Source organism: Algoriphagus sp. SE2, from assembly GCF_039563885.1.
Lineage (GTDB): Bacteria > Bacteroidota > Bacteroidia > Cytophagales > Cyclobacteriaceae > Algoriphagus.
This window is the reverse complement of sequence record NZ_JBCLWJ010000003.1, coordinates 66,491-85,891: the sequence shown is the minus strand read 5'-3', so window position 1 is coordinate 85,891 and position 19,401 is coordinate 66,491. Positions and strand designations below refer to the sequence as shown.

The following is a 19,401-nucleotide window of genomic DNA, read 5'->3' as shown; positions in this document are numbered from 1 at the left end:
AGCGGCAAAGCCGCTCTTTTAATTTAGTAAAACAGGGACCCTGAAGGTCCTCTCCCTGTATCAAAAGACCTGATTTCTGATCCTTCCTTATTAAAAACAGTAATGGTCCCGTTTCCTTGAAAGCCATTTGAATTAGCTAGATAAAGTTCATCTCTACTTTTATCGTATCCAATACCATAAAATCCTGATCCGATCATCCAATCTAAATCCAATTCTGGTCCCAGTACAGAAACTCTTGAAACGCCGTCGATATAATTCGGCCAACCCGAACTAGTCACTACATAAAAGATATCATCATTTCCAAATGCTATCCTTCCAGTTGCATTGGCTACTGGCAAGGCATTTGTAGTTGATTTTGTCAAATTATCCAAGTGGAAAGATTGAAAATATACTTCTTCCTCCGAAAGCACAGAATCATGAAATGGCAGGTCTCCTGGCTTACCCGATTTTGTCTGCCTTCTCAGCCCGGAATATTTCAGGCCAATAGCGAGGGATGACAAAACCATGCGTGGGAAAAATCCACAAGGGCTTACAGTTGCGGGGACAGCTTCGGTTTCTCACCGAATTCCCTTTTAATTCTAGATTTAAAGTTTAAACCTAGAAACCTAATTCACTTACAAACTTAGCTGGGATTATCCTCAAAAAAAGCTGCTCAAATTTCTTTTTTTTGGAAGTAGGGAAATCTGAAGCTTACTTTGAAGCTCGAACTCGAAAATTTCCTGATGGAAAAAATTAAGACCTATTTTATCTTATTAATTATGATTTTCAGTGTTTTATCCTGTAAAAATCAGGATAAGGAGGTTGGAAATTCTTTAAAGAAAATTTCTTTGACTTACGCCAAAGGGTTCGAAATTCTAAAGGGAGATGGCTATTGGGAAATTGAAGTGAGTCAACCTTGGACTGGCGCAACACAAAGTTTTCGGTACTTGATTTTAGAGAAGAATTCAGCGAAACCAGAAGGAGATTTTGATGCGATTGTGCAGCTTCCGGTAAATAAAATTATTCTTACTTCCACCACACAAGTCCCACATTTGGACTTACTTAACGAGACTGAAAAATTGATCGGTTTTCCAAATACCGATTTAATCTCTTCCCCCAAAACCAGAGAACTAATCAATGAAAAAAAAGTAAAAGAGTTGGGCGCTGGTCCAGCCACAAATCCTGAAATGGTTATCGATCAAGCTCCTGATTGGATTATGGTTTCCACCTTAGGAGAAGATATTCGTTATTTGGATTTATTGAAAACAGCGGGAGTTCCTGCCCTGATCAACGGAGAATATGTAGAGCAACATCCATTGGGAAGAGCAGAATGGATCAAATTCACAGGAATACTTTTAGGAAAATATGAGGAAGCAAAAAAAGTATTTGACAAAGTAGAGAGCTCTTATTTGGAAGCAAAAAAACTCATTAATAGAAGAGAAAAGACCTCATTTCCGACTGTGCTAAGCGGAGTCTTATATCAGGATATTTGGTATGCCCCAGGCAGTGAAAGCTGGGGAGCGAAAATTCTGGAAAATGCAGGGGGAAACTATATTTTTGAAGATCAAAAAGGAACAGGAAGTGTTCAATTGAGTTATGAATATGTGCTTGATAGGGGGTTAGAAGCAGATTTTTGGATTGGGTCAGCTGATTTTTCCAATATTCAAAAAATGGGGGAATCTGAACCAAGGTACAGGGCTTTTGAAGCATGGAAAAATGGAAAAGTTTACTCTTATACCCTAAAGCAAGGTGCAACCGGTGGTTTGGAATATTTCGAGTTGGGATATATGAGGCCTGATCTAATTCTAAAAGATCTGATCAAAATCCTTCATCCAGAACTTTTACCCGATTATGAGTTGTATTTTTATCAACAACTCCATGAAAAATAAACGATCTATTTTCTTTCTGAGTGTAGGGCTCATCCTTTTGATTGGTAGCTTTTTGCTAAACATAAGTCTTGGATCAGTAACAATTTCTCCGATTGAAATTGTAAAAGGAATATTTACAGACAACTGGGTAAAGGGATCTAGCAAACAAATCATCTTGAACTATAGGCTTCCAAAAGCATTGGTGGCAATATTAGCAGGTTTTGGGCTGAGTTTAAGTGGACTTCAGATGCAGACTTTTTTCAGAAATCCACTGGCAGGACCTTTTGTCTTGGGAATTAGTTCTGGCGCTGGATTAGGAGTAGCTATTCTGATGCTGGCAGGGACTATTTTTGGATTTTCAAGTTCTTCTGATTTTAATACTTGGGCAATAGCTTTTTCTGGAACTATTGGAGCAAGTCTGGTCCTCGTCTTGGTGAGCTTGGTTGCCTGGCGCGTCAAAGACAGTATGACTCTTCTCATCGTAGGTTTAATGTTTGGATCTGCTGTATCGGCAATTATTTCAGTACTTTCTTATTACTCAAATGCTGAATCACTGAAATTATTTACTGTTTGGTCCATGGGAAGTCTGGGAGGTTTGGGCTGGTCTCAAGTTTGGGTTTTATTGCTTATAATGCTAGTAGGCTTTCTACCGATCATTGCTTCAATTAAATCTTATAATGCTATGCTCTTGGGGGAGAGTTATGCAAAGAGCATGGGGATCAATCCATCGAAATTGCGTTGGCTTATGATCCTTAGTACAGGCTTATTGGCAGGAAGTATAACTGCTTTTTGTGGTCCGATTGCCTTCTTAGGAATTGCAGTACCACATCTATCTAGAATGATTTGGAAAACATCCGATCATAGGATATTATTTCCAGTTTCAGCTATTATTGGGGGGATTTTATTGCTGCTTTGTGATTCTATCAGTCAACTCCCGGGCTATGCGCAGACTTTACCGATCAATGCAGTCACTTCTCTTGTAGGTGCTCCAATTGTAATTAGTCTGGTTTTGAAGAAAAACTTCAGTAAAGAATTCTAAGGATGAAGAAAGAAGCCGTTTCCGGAAAAAACCTATCATTAGGCTACCAAAAAGGGGGGTACAAAAAGACTATTCTGGAGGGGTTGAACTTTTCGCTTCAATCCGGTGAACTCACGTGTTTGTTAGGGCCTAATGGAGTAGGAAAATCTACCTTAATCAAAGCAATTTTAGGAGAGATAAATCCTTTTGAGGGAGTAATTACCATTGGAGGAAAAGTAAATTCAGAATTCTCAGAGACGGAATTGGCAAAGGAATTAGCTGTGGTTTTAACAGAGCCAGTATTGCCAGGAAATATGACCGTGGCACAATTGGTCGCACTTGGTAGAATTCCACATACAAATTGGACTGGAAAGTTAAGCCAGCTGGATAGGAAAAAAGTCTATCAGGCTCTGGACGCAACTAAAATCACCTATTTAAAAGACGAGCGCCTTTCTGAAATTAGCGATGGACAAAGACAAAAAGCTATGATTGCTAGAGCATTGGCACAAGATGGAAAGGTTATGATTCTTGATGAACCAACTGCTCATTTGGATCTAGTCAATCGGTATGAAATCATGCATCTCCTTCGAGAAATCTGCGTCAATAATGAAAAAGCCATACTCGTAGTAACCCATGATTTAGAAATAGCATTGGAAACTGCCCACCGGTTTTGGCTAATGAATTGCGGTACTCCATTGATTGCTGGATTGCCGGAAGATCTTGTAATTTCAGGTAAACTCAATGAGCTCATTCCTGGCAAAGAATTTCATTTTGACCTTGAAAAAGGCAAAATCCAAAAGAGAAAAGAAAATTCAGCTTGGAATATTTCAGGAGATAAAATCATGGCATATTGGATACAAAAGGCACTATCAAAGAATATTAGTGTAACGTTTGAAAGTCAAATAAAAATTACAAAAGAACCATTTCAATTACTCTTTGAAGAAAAAATCTTCGGGTCCCTGGAAGGATTTTTAAATTTTTTAGAAAGCAAAACAAGGTAGAGTTAACCTGAAAATCTATTCCTGAGGCGGATTGAATCTTAAATACTATAAACCCTATAATATTTATATAGAATTATATAATCAATTCAGAAAATTCATATATTTGTCACACTAACTATTTGTATGACACAGGAGCAATTTGCAAGGTATTCTTTTCTTCTCGATCGCACAGCGCGGAAAGTAAAGCAATATGCCCAGCAACAGTTTAAGTCTGGAGATTTTGATGTAACAGTTGATCAGTGGCTGGTATTGAAAAATCTATCTGGCAATCAATTGCTAAGTCAGACAGAGTTGGCCCAATTGGTTTTCAAAGACCATCCTACTCTGACTAGAATAATTGATTTACTCTGCAAAAAAGGATACGTAGAACGGGTGCCTCATCCACAAGATAGAAGAAGTTTTCAACTTCATCTGACGGACCTAGGAACGGAAAAAGTAATTGAATTGAGACCAAAGATTCTTGAAATCCGAGAAAAAGCTTGGGAAAACTTAAGCGATACTGATTTTGAAGAATTTAAAAGAATTTTAAACACTATTTATAAAAATCTGGGAGGGCAAGACATTGAGTAAAAAGTATTTGTTATACTAATTATATTTACACGAACAAAAGCATATATCCAGGGTTTTACCTATAAAGTCAAAAAACCATGATTCACACAGATCTTTGTATCATCGGAGCCGGCCCAGTTGGGCTATTTGCAGTTTTCGAAGCAGGTTTGCTGAAAATGCGTTGCCATCTGATCGATGCACTTCCACAAGTGGGGGGACAACTTTCCGAAATTTATCCTCAGAAACCGATTTACGACATTCCGGGATATCCTGAAGTGAATGCCCAGGATCTTGTGGACAATTTGATGGAACAGGCTAAGCCATTTTCTCCAACCTTCACCCTTGGCGAACGAGTGGATCATCTGGACAAGCAAGAGGACGGGACATATATCGTAACTACTTCCGACAAGACCCATGTCCATGCAAAAGTAATTGTCATTGCTGGAGGATTGGGATGCTTTGAACCCAGAAAACCTGTTGTTGAAAACCTAGAGCTTTTTGAAGGGAAAGGAATCACTTATATGGTGAAGAACCCTGAAACTTTCCGTGATAAAAATGTCATTCTTGCAGGTGGCGGGGATTCTGCTCTGGATTGGACTATTTTCTTGTCCAAAGTCGCTAAAAAAGTTACGCTGGTACATAGGAATGAAACCTTCCGTGGAGCACCTGATTCTGCAGCCAAAGTATTTGACTTAGCAAATCAAGGTAAAATTGACTTGATTCTTTCTGCCAACTTAAAGGAAGTTTCCGGAAATGGAAAACTCGATTCCGTGACTTTTGTAGATAAATCAAAAACTGAAATCAAGATCGATACGGATTATTTGATTCCTTTATTCGGTTTGAGTCCAAAACTCGGTCCTATTGCTGATTGGGGATTGAGCATTGATAAAAATGCAATCGAGGTAGATACAAGAGATTATAGTACTGGAGTAGAAAGAATTTATGCTATCGGTGATATCAATACGTACCCTGGTAAATTGAAATTAATCCTCTGTGGATTCCATGAAGCGGCAATTATGATGCACTCTGCATTCAAGTATGTGTATCCAGATCAGAAATTGAGCTTCAAATACACGACAGTTAATGGTGTAAATTCATTTTAATGCTATTTTTGCGGCATGGTTAATTTCACAGTTGAAGATCAGGACGGCAACCGTCAAGAAATAGAAGCACCAGATGACATGGGCTTTAGTCTCATGGAGATTTTGAAAGCTTCAGATTATCCGGTTTTGGCTACATGTGGGGGAATGGCACTCTGTGCTACTTGCCACGTGGAGATTTTGGAAGGGAAAGATGAGTTAGGAGAAGCAACTGATATAGAATTGGATCAGTTGGAAAACCTCCCAGAGTATTACCCAACTTCCAGATTAGCTTGCCAGATTCGTATCGGGGATATCCTCGAAGGAGCTGTCATCAAACTCAGAGGAGAAGATCAGTAAGGAATAACTTTCTTAATTATTTAAAAGCCACTCAGTAATGTGTGGCTTTTTCTTATTTTGTATTATTCTCTCTATCTAGGACCTATAATTGGACCTTTTCATCCTTTTAGTAAGGGGTTATTTCCCAAGATGATGTAGATTAGGGAAAGAAACAAAAATCCCATGAAGACCCTATTGACCCTTTTCACCTTCTATTTAATTTTCTCTTTTTCCAGTATCGCCCAAACTTCTAACCATACCAAAGAGGATTCTCAGGCTATTTTAAATCTCATAAATTCCTATTCAAAATCCCGGGACACCAAAGACACCGTCTTGCTTAAGAAAATTCTCACCAAGGACATCGATCAATTAGTTTCTTCCGGTGTATGGAGATCTGGAATAAAGGAAGCGATCGCAGGAATGATGCAAAGCTCTACCAGCAATCCCGGTGAAAGAACCCTTCATGTTGAAAAAATAAGATTTCTTGGAGAGGAAGTTGCCTTGGTGGACGCTCGGTATGAAATCAAAAACGCGGATGGATCAATCCGGAAAATGTGGAGCAGTTTTATGGTTGTTGATGATGGGAAAAGTTGGCGCATTTCCGCCATCCGAAATATGTTGCCTGCAGGTAATTAAGAATAGTTCATGTAGCGATTTTTAGAAATTCCACGTTTTATTATTCAGAATCTATTCTGATATTAAAAAATTAATAATCCCAGTCCTTCTGCTTCTTTCTAGCTGTCAGCTTTTTAATGAAGAAAGCAAAACTGATGATCTCACTGAATTGGAAGAATTATATGAGAAAATAATTTCTATTTCAGAATCAAAGACCTGCTCAAATTCTTCTCAATGGAAATATACAGCCATTGGAAGTAAGCCCTGTGGCGGACCAATGGGTTATATCGCCTACTCCTCAGAAATAAATGAAAATGAATTTTTAGATCTAGTAGCTCAATACACCAATCTTCAAAAAGAATATAACATCAAAAATAATATCGGGTCAGACTGCTATTTTGAAAGTCCTCCTTCTGGAATCACCTGTGAAAATGGAAAAGCAATTCTTGTCTATTAATCGGTAAAAATAGTATTGGAATTATCTCCTGGTTTACCCTGTCCCATTCGTATTCCCAAAGTCAATTCAAGTTCGATGGGTCTGCCTATTTTCTCTTCAATTTCAGATCTGATTTCATCAAAGTCTGCATCATTTAATTCCCCCTCTGAAAGAATTGTAACTGCCAATCTCAAGGGTTGCATATTGACTACTTTCACATTTCGAAGCAATCCATGAGGGATTTCCTGACCACTTAAGGCCTGTATAATACTATTTTCATTGACCATTTTTGAAAAGCTCAATGCTAATGGAGTAGCAATTAATGTCAACAAAATTAAACTGATCACCAATCCTTTCTTGGCCAATCTAAATGGACTAAACCCTAAGGTTAAAAATGTTAAAGCTGCAGCTACTACAATTCCTGCCAGGTTGGTACCTAACAAAAGCATCGCCCCAAAAAACACATTCCAATCTGCCCAACCTAGCCCAATTCCCGCCACTGCCAAAGGCGGCACTAAGGCAACTGATATGGCAACTCCAGCTAAAGTTTTGGCAATTTCTTCCTTACTGTATGCATAAGCACCCGCCATTCCCGAGGCGACAGCCACCCCTAAATCCAACAAATTGGGGCGGATCCTTGCCAAAATCTGATCATTCAATATCTGGAGGGGTGTCATCCAGGTAATAATCATAGAAAATATCAATCCCAAAATCACTCCCCAGAAAATGGTAATTAAACTGTTTTTGATCAACAATCCATCCTGACGCAGCATCCCCATCGCCAATGAAATAATGGGAGCCATCAAGGGAGCCAAAATCATTGCTCCAATTACTACTGGAGATGAATTTCCAAATAAACCAAAGGTGGCAATCATGGTAGAAAGCACCATCAATACCAGATAGGTTCCTGTCGTTTGAGAATTATCCCTAAGTAGTTTAAACAACTCTTTAAACTCCTCAGAAGTAGCATGCCTTACCCATGGTAAGTACCCTCTGGTCAATTCCTCTTTGAGTTTACCTGTCGGCAGTCTATTTAGGTTCTGAACTTCCTTACCATTTCCCTGCTCAGCCTCCAAAATAGTTTTTCCCGGCAAAATATGAACTGGATGTTCATACAACTTTATCTTGATTTCGGAACTTTCTTTTTCAATTCCATCAATAGCAAAGTGCGTTTTCTCTTTAACATTCAGTTGGATTTCTTTGCCCGTGGCATAGCCCACAAATCTTGGTAATTTATTTCCTTTAATCGGGAAAAAGAGATTCTGAAGACCAAAACGGATCAATGAAACCAAACTTTTTGGTGCAAAAATCAACAAATGAATCAACTTATCATTCAATCCCGAATCTTTGATAATTCGCTTAAAAATCACATGACTTTGACACTGAGCCACAGCAATAATCCCCATGCTGGCTGTGGAAATACTTTTATCTTCCTCTTTTTCATCAGGAAAGTTGATTTCCACTTCCTGCAATTTGACTCTTCGGAAAATCTTTATGAATTGGTTGAAGCGGTTTTTTAAACCATCCATAAAACTCGCTGATTTATCTCCGTAAAAAATGCTCAAGGACTCACCGATCACCAAGGAGTTCAAAACCAATTCCTCATTGACAGTCATCAAATCAATCGCCTCAACTTCATGGACTTCCATAATTTCCTCCAAAGCCGATTCCATATTCTTATTAATACCAAATCCTTTCTGCCCATGGTCCAAATCCGGATGAGGTAATAATCCCAGAGCCGTTTTTCGCTCACCAAGATCAGAAATTAAATCCTTAAGTTGGGTATCAGAAATTAGGCAAATCAAAAAATCTGAGTCTTGAATCGATTCTTCATCCAAGTCCTGAACAGCTACCTCCTTGGAAGGCTTGTTCTCAAAAAATTCCCTGACCTTCTCCAGCTCTTCTTTGTCCAACTGGTTATCAAATACAAAAATCTTATTTTCTGCCATACCAAAAATTGTCTTTAATTCCCCTGCTTATGAAAATTGAGAAATAAGTTCTAAAATTTAAAATTGCTTTCTACTATTTGAGGATAAAAATTGATGCTAATTCTGGGAAGTTTTGTCCAAAACATAATTTATCTACACCACTCATTGAAAATATCAAGAAATCACTGTTTTCTAGTATATATTGATACACCAACCAATTAAACAGCATATCTATGAAAAAATTATTTTTCCTTATTCCTGCATTATTAGCCGCAGGCTTTGCCTTTTCGCAGGAAGAAATTGATCTACAAGCAATTGAGAAAATCAAAAACGAAGGACTCAATAATTCCCATGTAGAAGAAATTGCATTTGAACTCGTAGACAAAGCAGGACCTAGACTCAGTAACTCAGAAGGATATAAAAGAGCTACCGACTATGCAGTAAAGCAACTTACAGATTGGGGATTGGAAAATGCCAAAACCGAAGCTTGGGGAGAATTTGGTAGAGGTTGGGAAATGGAAAAAAGCTACGTGGCTATGACCAAGCCTTACTACATGCCATTTATTGCCATTCCAAAAGCCTGGACAGAAAGCACCAAGGGCGAGATCAGTGGAAAAGTAATCTTCATCAATGCCAAAACCGAAGTAGAGTTAATGGCTTATAAAGGCAAACTGAAAGGTGCAATTATCGCGATCAAACCGTCTGGAGACCAAAGCCCGACTTTTGAGGCGGATGCAACTCGATTTACAGAAGACCAATTAAATGAAATGGCTGCACCACCAAGTTCACAGGGAGGTGGAAGCAGATATACTCCAGAGCAAATTCAGGCATTAAGAGCAGCAAGGGCTTTCTCTATGAGAATAAGCGAGTTTTTAGCTGAAGAAGGTGCCGCTTTGATCATAAAAGGCGTAAACGGTCGTCACGGAACTCTTTTTACCAGTAGCCCCAGAGGTTATTTGAAAGATACCCCAATGGGAGTTCCTGAGTTGGAAACTGCTCCTGAGAATGTCAACCTTTTAGCCAGACTTGTTGAAAATGGGGTGGACGTAGAAGTTGAAGCTGAAATAAAATCGAGATACTTGACAGATGATCTTCAGGGCTATAACGTGATTGCTGAAATCCCAGGTACAGACCCAACCTTGAAATCAGAATTGGTGATGCTCGGTGGACATTTGGATTCCTGGCATGGTGCCAATGGTGCAACAGATAATGCTGCAGGTTGTATTGTAATGATGGAGGCGGTAAGAATTTTGAAAGCAACGGGCTTGGCACCTCGAAGAACCATCCGCATTGCACTTTGGGGTGGCGAGGAACAAGGTCTTCATGGTTCCAGAAACTATGTACAAAACCATTTCGCAGATAGAACAACAATGGAGCTAAAACCCGATCATGAAAAGCTCTCCGCTTATTACAACATTGATAATGGAACAGGAAAAATCCGCGGGATCTACCTACAAGGAAATGAAGCGGTAGGTCCGGTTTTCGACCAGTGGTTTGAGCCAATAGATGATTTGATTGAAAATAGAACAATCACCATCCGCGATACGGGAGGTACAGATCATCAGAGCTTTGATGGTGTTGGACTTCCCGGTTTTCAGTTTATCCAGGATCCTATAGAATACCGAACCAGAACCCACCATACGAATATGGATAATTTCGAAAGATTGGAGTTGGATGATTTAAGACAAATGGCTGTAATCGTAGCATCATTTGTCTACAATACAGCCCAAAGAGACGAAAAATTACCTAGAGAAGAACTTCCAAAAGTCGATTAAAAAGACTTTTCCAGCCTCGATTAAAGCCTGATAGAAATTTAGATTCTATCAGGTATTTTTTTTTGTAAAAACACACAAATCAAATTGTTTTTGATTTGATTTTAAGAGAATTTCAATTGAATAAGGTATTTATTAATCGAGTCCAAAAACTATGTTAAAAAAGTGAGCATCCTTGAAGCCAAAAGAGTAGGATAACCTATTTTTATCAACTTGAACAATTTTATTATTCCAGAGAATTCCAGTTTAAAGGAAAACTTTCCGCAGAATTAGTATTCTAAACATCTTACATTCTGCTACGGAAAACAGAGGGATTCATCCGTTTGTTTTCGAATTCCTAATATTTTTGAAACGAGATCTATTTGAAGTTGGAGAAATTGATTGTCAAAAATAAAAGGCTCTAAAAATAGATTTTGAAGATATTTTTCAGGATGATCTCAAAAAATAACATCCTTATGAATCTAGATTTTGGTATTCTGATATGAATTATAGGCAGTAAATCTTTGAGGAGAACCTATTTTTATTGTTTCGTTTTGAAACATTTTATTTTATCAGTTTATTGGATCTTCAATTAACCCAAATTAATCACAATCATTGTTCTAAAACCGATCCTCTCATACCCTAAATCGCAAGAAGGAATGAACAGAAACCTTTTTTACTTATGCTAGCAATCTGGGGTCTCATCACCATTGTACTACTTTTTCTTTTGGTATTAAGGAAGAAAGTTTCGCCAGTGATTGCGCTTATTTTGATTCCGGTAGCAACTGGAATTTTAGCAGGCTTTTGGAAAGAGCTTCCAACCTTTATCGGGGAAGGACTGATTAGCATTGCTCCTACCGGGCTGATGTTTATTTTCGCTATACTTTTCTTTGGGATTCTGTTGGATGCAGGAACTTTCGATCCAATTATTGATAAGCTTTTAAGTTTTGCAGGAAGTGATCCTCTAAAAATTGTAATCGCAACAGCTATTTTGGCCATGTTAATTCATCTTGATGGTTCTGGTGCAGTCACTTTTTTAATTACCATTCCTGCATTATCTCCGGTTTATGACAAAATGAATATGAGCAGGTTGACGCTTGCATCTATCGTGGCTTTAGCTGCTGGAACCATGAATATTCTACCTTGGGGAGGTCCAACTTTGCGAGCTGCTACCGCTTTAAACATTCCGGTCACAGAGCTTTTCAATCCAATTTTAATTCCCGTTTTGGTAGGTTTGGCCACTGTCCTAGCTATTGCTTATAAATTCGGAATGCAGGAGCGGAAAAACATCAACTTTTCTTCTGGTAGCCATTCCACTCCAACCAATCAAAATGAGGTGGAAAGAAAGTCACTGAACCCAATCTTATTTTGGTTTAATATTCTTACAGTTATAGTTGCTATTGGATGCATCATTCTCAGCCTAGCTCCTCCACATATCGTATTTATGGTTGCTTTTGCCATCACATTATTAGTCAACTTTCCCAAGGTCTCTGACCAAAGAGAACGAATAGACAGTCATGCGAAAGAAGCCATGCTTATGGCCAGTATTCTCTTTGCCGCCGGTTGCTTTACTGGTATTCTTAAAGGCACCGGAATGATCGAAGCGATGGCTTCTGAAATCGTCCATCTGATTCCATCTCAGGTAGGCAGAGAGATCCCATTAATCACAGGGATTTTTGCGATGCCAGCAAGTCTTCTTTTTGATCCGGATTCCTTTTATTTTGGAATACTTCCTCTACTTTCAACGACGGCAGAACATTTTCAGGCTTCTGGTTTAGAAGTGGGAAGAGCAGCTATATTGGGGCAGATGACTACAGGTTTTGCAGTCAGCCCTTTGACAGGATCTACCTTTCTCCTGATTGGATTGGCAGGTGTGGAATTGGGTGAGCATCAGAAAAAAACAATTCCCTGGGCATTTTTAATCACTTTGATCATGGTTTTCGTCTCAGTTTTGATCGGAGCTATAAGTATTTGAAAAATGGTAAAGGAAAAAATAAGAATCGGATGTGGCGCAGGGTTCTCAGGGGATAGATTAGAACCTTCAGAAATTCTGGCTGAAAAAGGGAATCTGGATTATCTGGTTTTGGAATGCTTGGCGGAACGCACCATTTCTTTGGCGCAGAAAAGAAAAAAAGAAAATCCTCTACTTGGATATGACCCTTTATTGGAGAGAAGAATCAAAAGATTACTTCCAATTCTGATCAAAAATAAGGTTCGGCTCATTACCAATATGGGGGCAGCAAATCCTTTGGAAGGTGGAAAAAAAATCATTGAAATTGCAAACCAGCTTGGCCTGAAGGTAAAAGTTGCCATTGTCCATGGAGATGATGTATTTAGTCAGTTGAATCTGAAAGAGAAAACTTTAGAATCAGGTGTTCCGCTTTCCTCCTATTCTTCTATTGTTTCTGCCAATGCTTATTTGGGAATTGATGCCATTCTACCGGCTTTAGAGACAGATGCAGACATTATTCTTACGGGTAGAGTTGCCGATCCCTCTTTGTTTCTGGCTCCAATGGTCAAAGAATTCGATTGGGATCTGAACTCCTCTTTACTTGGTCAAGGAACCGTTTTGGGTCATTTGATGGAATGCGCAGGTCAAATCACCGGAGGATACTTTGCCGATCCTGTTGTCAAGCCTGTTCCTGACATGGATATTTTGGGACATCCCATTTTAGAAGTTTCAAAGGATGGAACAGGAATTATCAGCAAGGTAGATGGAACAGGAGGTTTGATAACCACCCAAACTGCCAAGGAACAATTACTTTACGAAGTTTTGGACCCTTTTGCCTATTACACGCCAGATGTCATTGCAGATTTTTCTAAAGTTCAAATTGAGGAAATCGGTAAAAACCTAATTAGAATATCTGGAGGAAATGGCAAACCAGCCCCCCAAACCTTAAAAGTATCTGTAGGTTATGAAGCCGGATATTTAAGTGAAGGGGAAATTTCTTATGCCGGAGCAAACGCAAAAGAAAGGGCTATTTTAGCGGGAGAGATTATTGAAAAGAGAATCTCTAAAGTCTTCGACGAGTTCAGGGTTGATTATATTGGGATTTCCTCTCTTCATGGATTGGAGCTTTCCAAAGGTTACACTCCCTATGAGGTACGCTTGAGGGTAGCAGGTAAAACCTTGAATCCTGCACTTTCCACGCTTGTCGGTGAAGAAGTGGAGGCTTTGTACACCAACGGTCCTGCCGGCGGTGGTGGAGCCAGAAAATACACCCACCAATTAATGGGCGTGGTTTCCATTCTTATGGATCGTGATTTAATTACCCCAAAACTAACTCTACTTGAATCTACTTAATTAATATGAAAACAAAACTCTCTAAAATCGCTCACGGAAGAGCTGGGGACAAGGGGAATACCTTATTGCTTTCATTGATTCCATATGACCCGCTTAATTTTGAAAAATTGGTTAAAAATGTAACCGAAGAACGCGTAAAAGCTCATTTAAGCCATCAGCTCAAGGGGGAAATAAAACGCTTTGTTTTACCGGAATTAAAGGCCATCCAATTTATTTGCCAAGATTCACTGGGAACTGGCGTAACCACTTCAATAGCTATAGATACACATGGAAAATCCTTGAGCTATGCTTTGTTGGAGATGGAAATTGATCTCAATTGACTTCAATATTTTTCTAGCTGAATAGATCAAGAATCCTCTGACTCAGCCATTTCTCTCAGACGTGAAATGCAATGATCCAAAGACCTGTAATGGTGATAAATACTTTTCCAGATATTTCCTTTTCCCACGGTCTTTAATTCAGGTTGCTTATCCAGCCCTCCTGAATACCAATCCCCATTTTCATGGTCAATTAAATAGGCATCCGTATACTCCCAGAGTTTCAGGAATTTTTCAAAGTAATGGTGAGGGTCATCAGGATATAACTCAGCCATCAGCAAAAGCGCATTCATTCCTTCAGCCTGAGCCCACCAGTTTTTGGTGTCATGGGTAATCCGAAAACCATTATTGAAATAATACCCCTCATCATAAAAACCTCCAACTGACTCATCCCAGCCATTTTCCAAGGCATGATCAATCATCTTTTTAGCGATCTCATGGGTCTTTTGATCATTCTCTAAACCGAGCGTTTCTGATGCTTCGATCATTAAAAATCCAGTTTCCACATCATGACCAAAAGAAACATGGTCCAATTGATGATGGGCTAAAATCACTTCCTCCGTAGAATCTACAAATGACACTGGTGTCCAATCCGGCAACAAAAACAAAGTTAAATAGCCTTTTTCTGTTACGATCTGATCACGGATCAACAAAAGCATTTCTTCCAATCGATCTTTCAAAAGGGGATCTGGCCAAACATAGTACAATTCCGTCAATGCCTCCAAAATATGGATCGAGCTGTTTTGGTCCTTATACCCCAAATCAGATGTGGATGGAGTTGAAGAAGGCCTTGAAATAGGCATTCCATCTGCTGTCAAATGTTGATAGTATCCACCATTTATAGAATCATAAGCATGGGTATCCAGCCAATAAAAAGCCTCTTTCGCCAATTCCAAGGCAGATTCATCCTTTGAAGCGTCATAATATGCCGCCAAAGCAAAGATCCCAAAAGCATTTCCATAGGCAGTTTTCATGGAGTTTCCAATTGGATTCCCTTGCTTGTCAACCAACCAATGAAACCCTCCATTTTCATCATCCCACATCTTGTCTTTTAGGAATTCGAATCCATGGGCCGCCCCTTCTTTGAAGTATGCGATATCAGGATATTTCTTCGAAGCTTTCGCATTAGTCCACACATGCCGGGACTGAGTAACAATCATTTTCTCCTGTTTTTCTTCAGGTTGAAAATCGTAGGTAAAATTGCTTAAAAAACCTCCATCCACTGTATCCATTGCTTTAGGATACCATTTGTCCAGAACTTCCATTTTCAAATGAAGTTCCATTTTATCAGCTAGTTCTTCTTTTGAGTGATCCTTTTCGATGTTTTCTTTACAGGAAAACAATAGGACGGCGGTCAGAAAAAGAAATCCTATTGATTGGTTAAATTGTGAAATCAAGGAGATTTTTTTCATTTCTAATTTCAGTCTGCCATCAACTTAGTAAGGATTTTTATTGCAGCTTCGGAAAGTACCGTTCCTGGACCAAAAACATCGGTCACCCCTGCGTTGAAAAGAAAATCGTAATCTTTAGCTGGAATGACGCCTCCTGCTACCACCATAATATCTGGCCTTCCTAAATCTTTCAGGGCCTCGATCAATTGAGGGACTAATGTTTTATGGCCTGCTGCCAAAGATGAAGCCCCAACAACATGTACATCATTTTCTATGGCTTGCTCAGCAACTTCCTCTGGAGTCTGAAAAAGCGGACCGATATCTACATCAAATCCCAAATCTGCAAAACCGGTAGCAATTACTTTCGCACCACGATCATGACCATCCTGTCCCATTTTGGCAATCATAATCCGGGGTCTTCTGCCCTCCATTTCAGCAAATTGATCGGAAAGCGCAATAGCTTTTTGAAAAGATTCCTGATTTTTCACTTCTGCTGCATAAACTCCAGTGATAGATTTGGTCTGTGCCTGATGTCTTCCAAAAACAACTTCCATAGCATCAGAGATTTCTCCTAAAGTAGCTCTTTTTCTTGCTGCCTCAATAGCAATTTCAAGTAAATTACCTTTTTCAGAACGTGCTACCTCGGTCAACTTTTGAAGACTTTTATGGACCTCTTCTTGATTTCTTTTTGCCTTCAATTCTTTGAGCCTAGCGATCTGGGATTCTCTAACAGCTTGATTATCAACATCTCTCACCTCCACATCTGATTCCTCCTCCACTTGATAGCGATTTACACCTACAATAATATCTTTCCCGCTATCTATTCTAGCCTGCTTTTTCGCAGCTGCTTCCTCAATTCTAAGTTTGGGCAAGCCTTCTTCAATAGCTTTTGCCATCCCGCCTAATTCTTCCACTTCTTCAATCAACTCCCAGGCTCTTTTTGCAATTTGATCCGTCAAATATTCCACATAATAAGAACCTCCCCAAGGATCAACAACATCTGTAATACCTGTCTCATTCTGCAAAATCAATTGGGTATTCCTGGCGATTCTCGCAGAAAAATCCGTAGGCAAAGCAATTGCCTCATCCAAAGAGTTGGTATGGAGTGACTGAGTACCCCCCATTACTGCGGCAAGTGCCTCGATAGCAGTTCTTGTTACATTATTGAAAGGGTCTTGCTCCGTGAGAGACCAGCCAGATGTCTGACAATGAGTACGAAGCGCGAGGGATTTACTGGATTTTGGATTGAATTTTTTAACGATTTTAGCCCAAAGCATTCTAGCAGCTCTCATTTTGGCGATTTCCATAAAATGATTCATGCCTATACCCCAAAAAAATGAAATTCTAGGAGCAAAATTATCAATGTCTAAACCTGCTTTTACTCCTGTTCGGAGGTATTCCCAGCCATCAGCCAATGTGTAAGCCAATTCCAGATCTGCAGTAGCTCCTGCTTCTTGCATATGATAGCCTGAGATAGAAATCGAATTATATTTTGGCATTTTAGCTGCTGTAAACTCAAATATATCAGCAATTATTTTCATGGAAGGCTGTGGAGGATAGATATACGTGTTCCTAACCATGAATTCTTTTAGAATATCATTTTGTATGGTACCACTAAGTTCCTCAGGTTTTACTCCCTGTTCCTCTGCTGCCACAATATAAAATGCCAGAATTGGAATCACGGCTCCATTCATTGTCATCGAAACGGACATATGATCCAAAGGGATCTCATCAAAAAGAATTTTCATATCGTCTACCGAATCGATGGCAACTCCTGCTTTTCCAACATCTCCAACCACTCTTGGATGATCAGAATCATAGCCTCGATGAGTTGCCAAATCAAATGCTACAGAAAGACCTTTTTGCCCCGCAGCTAAATTTTTTCTGTAGAAAGCATTAGATTCTTCTGCTGTACTGAAGCCTGCATATTGTCGAATGGTCCATGGTCGCATGCTATACATGGTACTATAGGGACCTCGCAAAAAAGGAGGTAATCCTGCAGTAAAATGAATATGAGGCAGGTTTAATATCTTATCTGGGACAAACTCAGAAGGAACCTGAATCTCTTCCGCTGAATCCCAAACTTCACCCGAAACCTGTTTTTCTCCATCCAAAGAGCTGCTTTGCCAATTCTTTATATCAGGTCTCATATATTTTCAAATTTCTTTCTTTCTAATAAATAAGTAGCTCTTGTCGGCTTCAATTCAAATTCCGTTTCTTCAAAATCCTCAAGGTTTCTACTGATCAAACCATTTTTTGATTCATATTTATTTACCCCAACTTTTATGCATTCGCCTTCCAGAAACAGTTCCTGGACTTTTCTTCTTTCACTCCTGACTAATTGATGAATTTTTCTAGAATTAAAGTTTTTCAACCAGCCTCCCTCATCCTCTAATAGCTCAAGGTGACTTAAAACCTTATGTTTTATTTCATTTATCAAACTTTCTATATAAAAGGAGCCTGCAGCGGGATCCATTACTTTATCAAGAAAACTCTCCTCTTTAAGTATTGGTGAAATATTTCTCGCGATTCTTTTTTCAAGTTCTGAAGCAGTTTTTTCATTTAATGGCTTTACCCAGACAGAATTGCAACCACCAAGAATAGCGGACATCGTTTCATATGTTTTTCGGACTAAATTTGAGTTTTTATCTATCAAAGAATTGCTGAACGTACTTGTCGACACTATTAGGTGAAGGGATTCAAAAGATATCTTCTGCCCCATATTGCTAGCTAACTCCACTAACAAAAGCCTAAATGCCTTCAATTTTGAAGTTTCAGGAAACAATAATTCGCCGGCGCTTGCATGAAAAGCGAAATTATCAAATAACATAGCTGGAGAAACTGCTTTTGATACAAATGAGTCCATCATTTCAATCATCTCTCCTAAACCAAGGTATAGTTGCTGAATACCATTAGCGCCGGATTCAGCGTATTTGGCAATATCTAGTGTCATTGGGAAAAATTCCCTAAAAGGAGAAAATTGTTCGATCATTTCCGCACCAAGTTTAATGCTTTCCGAAAAATCGCTTTCTCTTTGAAATAATTCTGAAGTTGGGGACCATAATACAGCTCCCCTTAGCATAGAAGGCTTGATCTGAAGGGATTTGATCCATTCTAAAACCTGCTCATAAAGCTGTTTTGGAGGACCTAGGGGTATAAAATAAAGATGGATAAATTCAGTCATCACCCCTTTTAAAATCTGATTTAGATTTTCTTCCCCACTTAAGTGAAGAGCAATTGCATCAGCTCCATTATTTAAAGAATAAATAATTTCCTGATTTGACTTCTTCTCATCTTTCGGAAAAAATGAGACCACGTTATTCCAAATTCTTGGAGGAAGCCCAGGTAATTTGGTTTTTTCATGGTACCTAAAGGAATAGCTCGGAGAGCCTAAATCTTCTGCGGAATATAATGGCATTATATCCAATCCTCCCCAAACCTTGGTTAGTAAATTTTCTTCAAAATCTTTGCCTTTCAAGTCCTTTTGTACCTTTTCGATCCAGTCTTGTTTATTGGATTGGGGAAAATTGTAAAAAGATTCTTCTGTCATTATTGGGCTTTCTTTTAAAATCTAAAAATTTATTTATTTCTATTCAAAAATAACCATTTAGAAAAGAATACCAGTAATTCTTGGAGAAAGGATAGGAAGCTCATTTTTCATATCCAAATTATTGATTTATGTATATTCAAAATCATAGTCAGGATAATATTGAACCTGTTTTTCCATAAGCAAAGAGTTTTTAAAAAGTAACGATGATTTTTGAGATCAAAATTTCATTTTCTTATTTTAATGTGAATGGATAAAAAAATCACTTTTTCAAGCCTA

17 protein-coding genes and 1 riboswitch are annotated in these 19,401 nt (G+C 38.8%); of the genes, 12 read left to right on the top strand and 5 right to left on the bottom strand.

The features are described from left to right. Positions 1-23 precede the first annotated feature (23 nt). Positions 24-371, bottom strand: coding sequence for a hypothetical protein (locus tag AAGF08_RS04550; protein ID WP_343509872.1), 348 nt, complete (start codon positions 369-371; stop codon positions 24-26). Positions 372-405: 34 nt separating this feature from the next. Further along, positions 406-624, bottom strand: a riboswitch (cobalamin riboswitch). Between the two features lie 98 nt (positions 625-722). Here AAGF08_RS04550 and AAGF08_RS04545 point away from each other — a divergent pair. From AAGF08_RS04545 to AAGF08_RS04510, 8 genes are all read left to right on the top strand, one after another. Next, positions 723-1,868 (top strand): ABC transporter substrate-binding protein, encoded by a 1,146-nt coding sequence (locus AAGF08_RS04545; RefSeq protein WP_343509871.1) that lies wholly within the window; start codon positions 723-725, stop codon positions 1,866-1,868. Then, positions 1,858-2,886 (top strand): iron ABC transporter permease, encoded by a 1,029-nt coding sequence (locus tag AAGF08_RS04540; protein WP_343509870.1) that lies wholly within the window; start codon positions 1,858-1,860, stop codon positions 2,884-2,886. Before AAGF08_RS04545 ends, AAGF08_RS04540 begins: the two co-directional genes overlap by 11 nt. Before the next feature lie 2 nt (positions 2,887-2,888). Beyond that, a complete protein-coding gene (locus tag AAGF08_RS04535) occupies positions 2,889-3,866 on the top strand; it encodes an ABC transporter ATP-binding protein (protein ID WP_343509869.1) in 978 nt (325 codons plus the stop codon). 123 nt (positions 3,867-3,989) lie between these two features. Next, positions 3,990-4,436: a MarR family transcriptional regulator gene (locus AAGF08_RS04530; RefSeq protein WP_343509868.1), complete on the top strand. Its 447-nt coding sequence runs from the start codon at positions 3,990-3,992 to the stop codon at positions 4,434-4,436. 77 nt (positions 4,437-4,513) lie between these two features. Next, positions 4,514-5,518, top strand: coding sequence for an NAD(P)/FAD-dependent oxidoreductase (locus AAGF08_RS04525; protein ID WP_343509867.1), 1,005 nt, complete (start codon positions 4,514-4,516; stop codon positions 5,516-5,518). 15 nt (positions 5,519-5,533) lie between these two features. After that, on the top strand, positions 5,534-5,854 hold the full coding sequence (locus tag AAGF08_RS04520) for a 2Fe-2S iron-sulfur cluster-binding protein (RefSeq protein ID WP_343509865.1): 321 nt from the start codon (positions 5,534-5,536) through the stop codon (positions 5,852-5,854). A 162-nt stretch (positions 5,855-6,016) separates the two neighbouring features. Continuing rightward, a complete protein-coding gene (locus AAGF08_RS04515) occupies positions 6,017-6,469 on the top strand; it encodes a nuclear transport factor 2 family protein (RefSeq protein WP_343509863.1) in 453 nt (150 codons plus the stop codon). A gap of 148 nt (positions 6,470-6,617) precedes the next feature. Further along, positions 6,618-6,905: a hypothetical protein gene (locus tag AAGF08_RS04510; RefSeq protein WP_343509862.1), complete on the top strand. Its 288-nt coding sequence runs from the start codon at positions 6,618-6,620 to the stop codon at positions 6,903-6,905. Here the strand turns inward: AAGF08_RS04510 and AAGF08_RS04505 are convergent. Further along, positions 6,902-8,833: a TIGR00341 family protein gene (locus AAGF08_RS04505; RefSeq protein ID WP_343509861.1), complete on the bottom strand. Its 1,932-nt coding sequence runs from the start codon at positions 8,831-8,833 to the stop codon at positions 6,902-6,904. The genes AAGF08_RS04510 and AAGF08_RS04505 overlap by 4 nt on opposite strands. Before the next feature lie 212 nt (positions 8,834-9,045). On the opposite strand from AAGF08_RS04505, the gene AAGF08_RS04500 reads away from it, so the two are divergent. The 4 genes from AAGF08_RS04500 (at position 9,046) to AAGF08_RS04485 (ending at position 14,187) form a co-directional block, all read left to right on the top strand. Beyond that, complete coding sequence (locus AAGF08_RS04500; protein ID WP_343509860.1) at positions 9,046-10,587, top strand: M20/M25/M40 family metallo-hydrolase; 1,542 nt, start codon at positions 9,046-9,048, stop codon at positions 10,585-10,587. Positions 10,588-11,245: 658 nt separating this feature from the next. Further along, the gene (locus tag AAGF08_RS04495; RefSeq protein WP_343509858.1) at positions 11,246-12,538 is read left to right on the top strand and encodes a citrate:proton symporter; all 1,293 of its coding nucleotides are present in this window, start codon (positions 11,246-11,248) and stop codon (positions 12,536-12,538) included. Between the two features lie 3 nt (positions 12,539-12,541). Next, positions 12,542-13,867 carry an acyclic terpene utilization AtuA family protein gene (locus AAGF08_RS04490; protein WP_343509857.1) on the top strand — a complete coding sequence of 442 codons (1,326 nt, stop codon included), beginning with the start codon at positions 12,542-12,544 and terminating at the stop codon, positions 13,865-13,867. 5 nt (positions 13,868-13,872) lie between these two features. Then, positions 13,873-14,187 carry a hypothetical protein gene (locus tag AAGF08_RS04485; RefSeq protein ID WP_343509856.1) on the top strand — a complete coding sequence of 105 codons (315 nt, stop codon included), beginning with the start codon at positions 13,873-13,875 and terminating at the stop codon, positions 14,185-14,187. A 26-nt stretch (positions 14,188-14,213) separates the two neighbouring features. On the opposite strand, the gene AAGF08_RS04480 is transcribed toward AAGF08_RS04485, so the two are convergent. Genes AAGF08_RS04480 through AAGF08_RS04470 form a run of 3 tightly spaced genes read right to left on the bottom strand, consistent with a single transcriptional unit; the run spans position 14,214 to position 19,125 of the window. Further along, positions 14,214-15,596: an AGE family epimerase/isomerase gene (locus tag AAGF08_RS04480; protein WP_343509855.1), complete on the bottom strand. Its 1,383-nt coding sequence runs from the start codon at positions 15,594-15,596 to the stop codon at positions 14,214-14,216. 8 nt (positions 15,597-15,604) lie between these two features. After that, entirely contained in the window at positions 15,605-17,725 is a 2,121-nt protein-coding gene (gene scpA / locus AAGF08_RS04475; protein ID WP_343509854.1) for a methylmalonyl-CoA mutase, read from the bottom strand. Then, positions 17,722-19,125, bottom strand: a complete 1,404-nt coding sequence (locus AAGF08_RS04470; protein WP_343509853.1) for a methylmalonyl-CoA mutase family protein — start codon at positions 19,123-19,125, stop codon at positions 17,722-17,724. The genes scpA and AAGF08_RS04470 overlap by 4 nt, the downstream gene beginning before the upstream one ends. Between the last annotated feature and the right edge of the window lie 276 nt (positions 19,126-19,401).

What these genes read in the sequence shown, in the direction of transcription:
- AAGF08_RS04545 (WP_343509871.1), top strand. Translation starts at nt 723, where the DNA reads ATGGAAAAAATTAAGACCTATTTTATCTTATTAATTATGATTTTCAGT.
- AAGF08_RS04540 (WP_343509870.1), top strand. Translation starts at nt 1,858, where the DNA reads ATGAAAAATAAACGATCTATTTTCTTTCTGAGTGTAGGGCTCATCCTT.
- AAGF08_RS04535 (WP_343509869.1), top strand. Translation starts at nt 2,889, where the DNA reads ATGAAGAAAGAAGCCGTTTCCGGAAAAAACCTATCATTAGGCTACCAA.
- AAGF08_RS04530 (WP_343509868.1), top strand. Translation starts at nt 3,990, where the DNA reads ATGACACAGGAGCAATTTGCAAGGTATTCTTTTCTTCTCGATCGCACA.
- AAGF08_RS04525 (WP_343509867.1), top strand. Translation starts at nt 4,514, where the DNA reads ATGATTCACACAGATCTTTGTATCATCGGAGCCGGCCCAGTTGGGCTA.
- AAGF08_RS04520 (WP_343509865.1), top strand. Translation starts at nt 5,534, where the DNA reads ATGGTTAATTTCACAGTTGAAGATCAGGACGGCAACCGTCAAGAAATA.
- AAGF08_RS04515 (WP_343509863.1), top strand. Translation starts at nt 6,017, where the DNA reads ATGAAGACCCTATTGACCCTTTTCACCTTCTATTTAATTTTCTCTTTT.
- AAGF08_RS04505 (WP_343509861.1), bottom strand. Translation starts at nt 8,833, where the DNA reads ATGGCAGAAAATAAGATTTTTGTATTTGATAACCAGTTGGACAAAGAA.
- AAGF08_RS04500 (WP_343509860.1), top strand. Translation starts at nt 9,046, where the DNA reads ATGAAAAAATTATTTTTCCTTATTCCTGCATTATTAGCCGCAGGCTTT.
- AAGF08_RS04495 (WP_343509858.1), top strand. Translation starts at nt 11,246, where the DNA reads ATGCTAGCAATCTGGGGTCTCATCACCATTGTACTACTTTTTCTTTTG.
- AAGF08_RS04490 (WP_343509857.1), top strand. Translation starts at nt 12,542, where the DNA reads ATGGTAAAGGAAAAAATAAGAATCGGATGTGGCGCAGGGTTCTCAGGG.
- AAGF08_RS04485 (WP_343509856.1), top strand. Translation starts at nt 13,873, where the DNA reads ATGAAAACAAAACTCTCTAAAATCGCTCACGGAAGAGCTGGGGACAAG.
- AAGF08_RS04480 (WP_343509855.1), bottom strand. Translation starts at nt 15,596, where the DNA reads ATGAAAAAAATCTCCTTGATTTCACAATTTAACCAATCAATAGGATTT.
- scpA (WP_343509854.1), bottom strand. Translation starts at nt 17,725, where the DNA reads ATGAGACCTGATATAAAGAATTGGCAAAGCAGCTCTTTGGATGGAGAA.
- AAGF08_RS04470 (WP_343509853.1), bottom strand. Translation starts at nt 19,125, where the DNA reads ATGACAGAAGAATCTTTTTACAATTTTCCCCAATCCAATAAACAAGAC.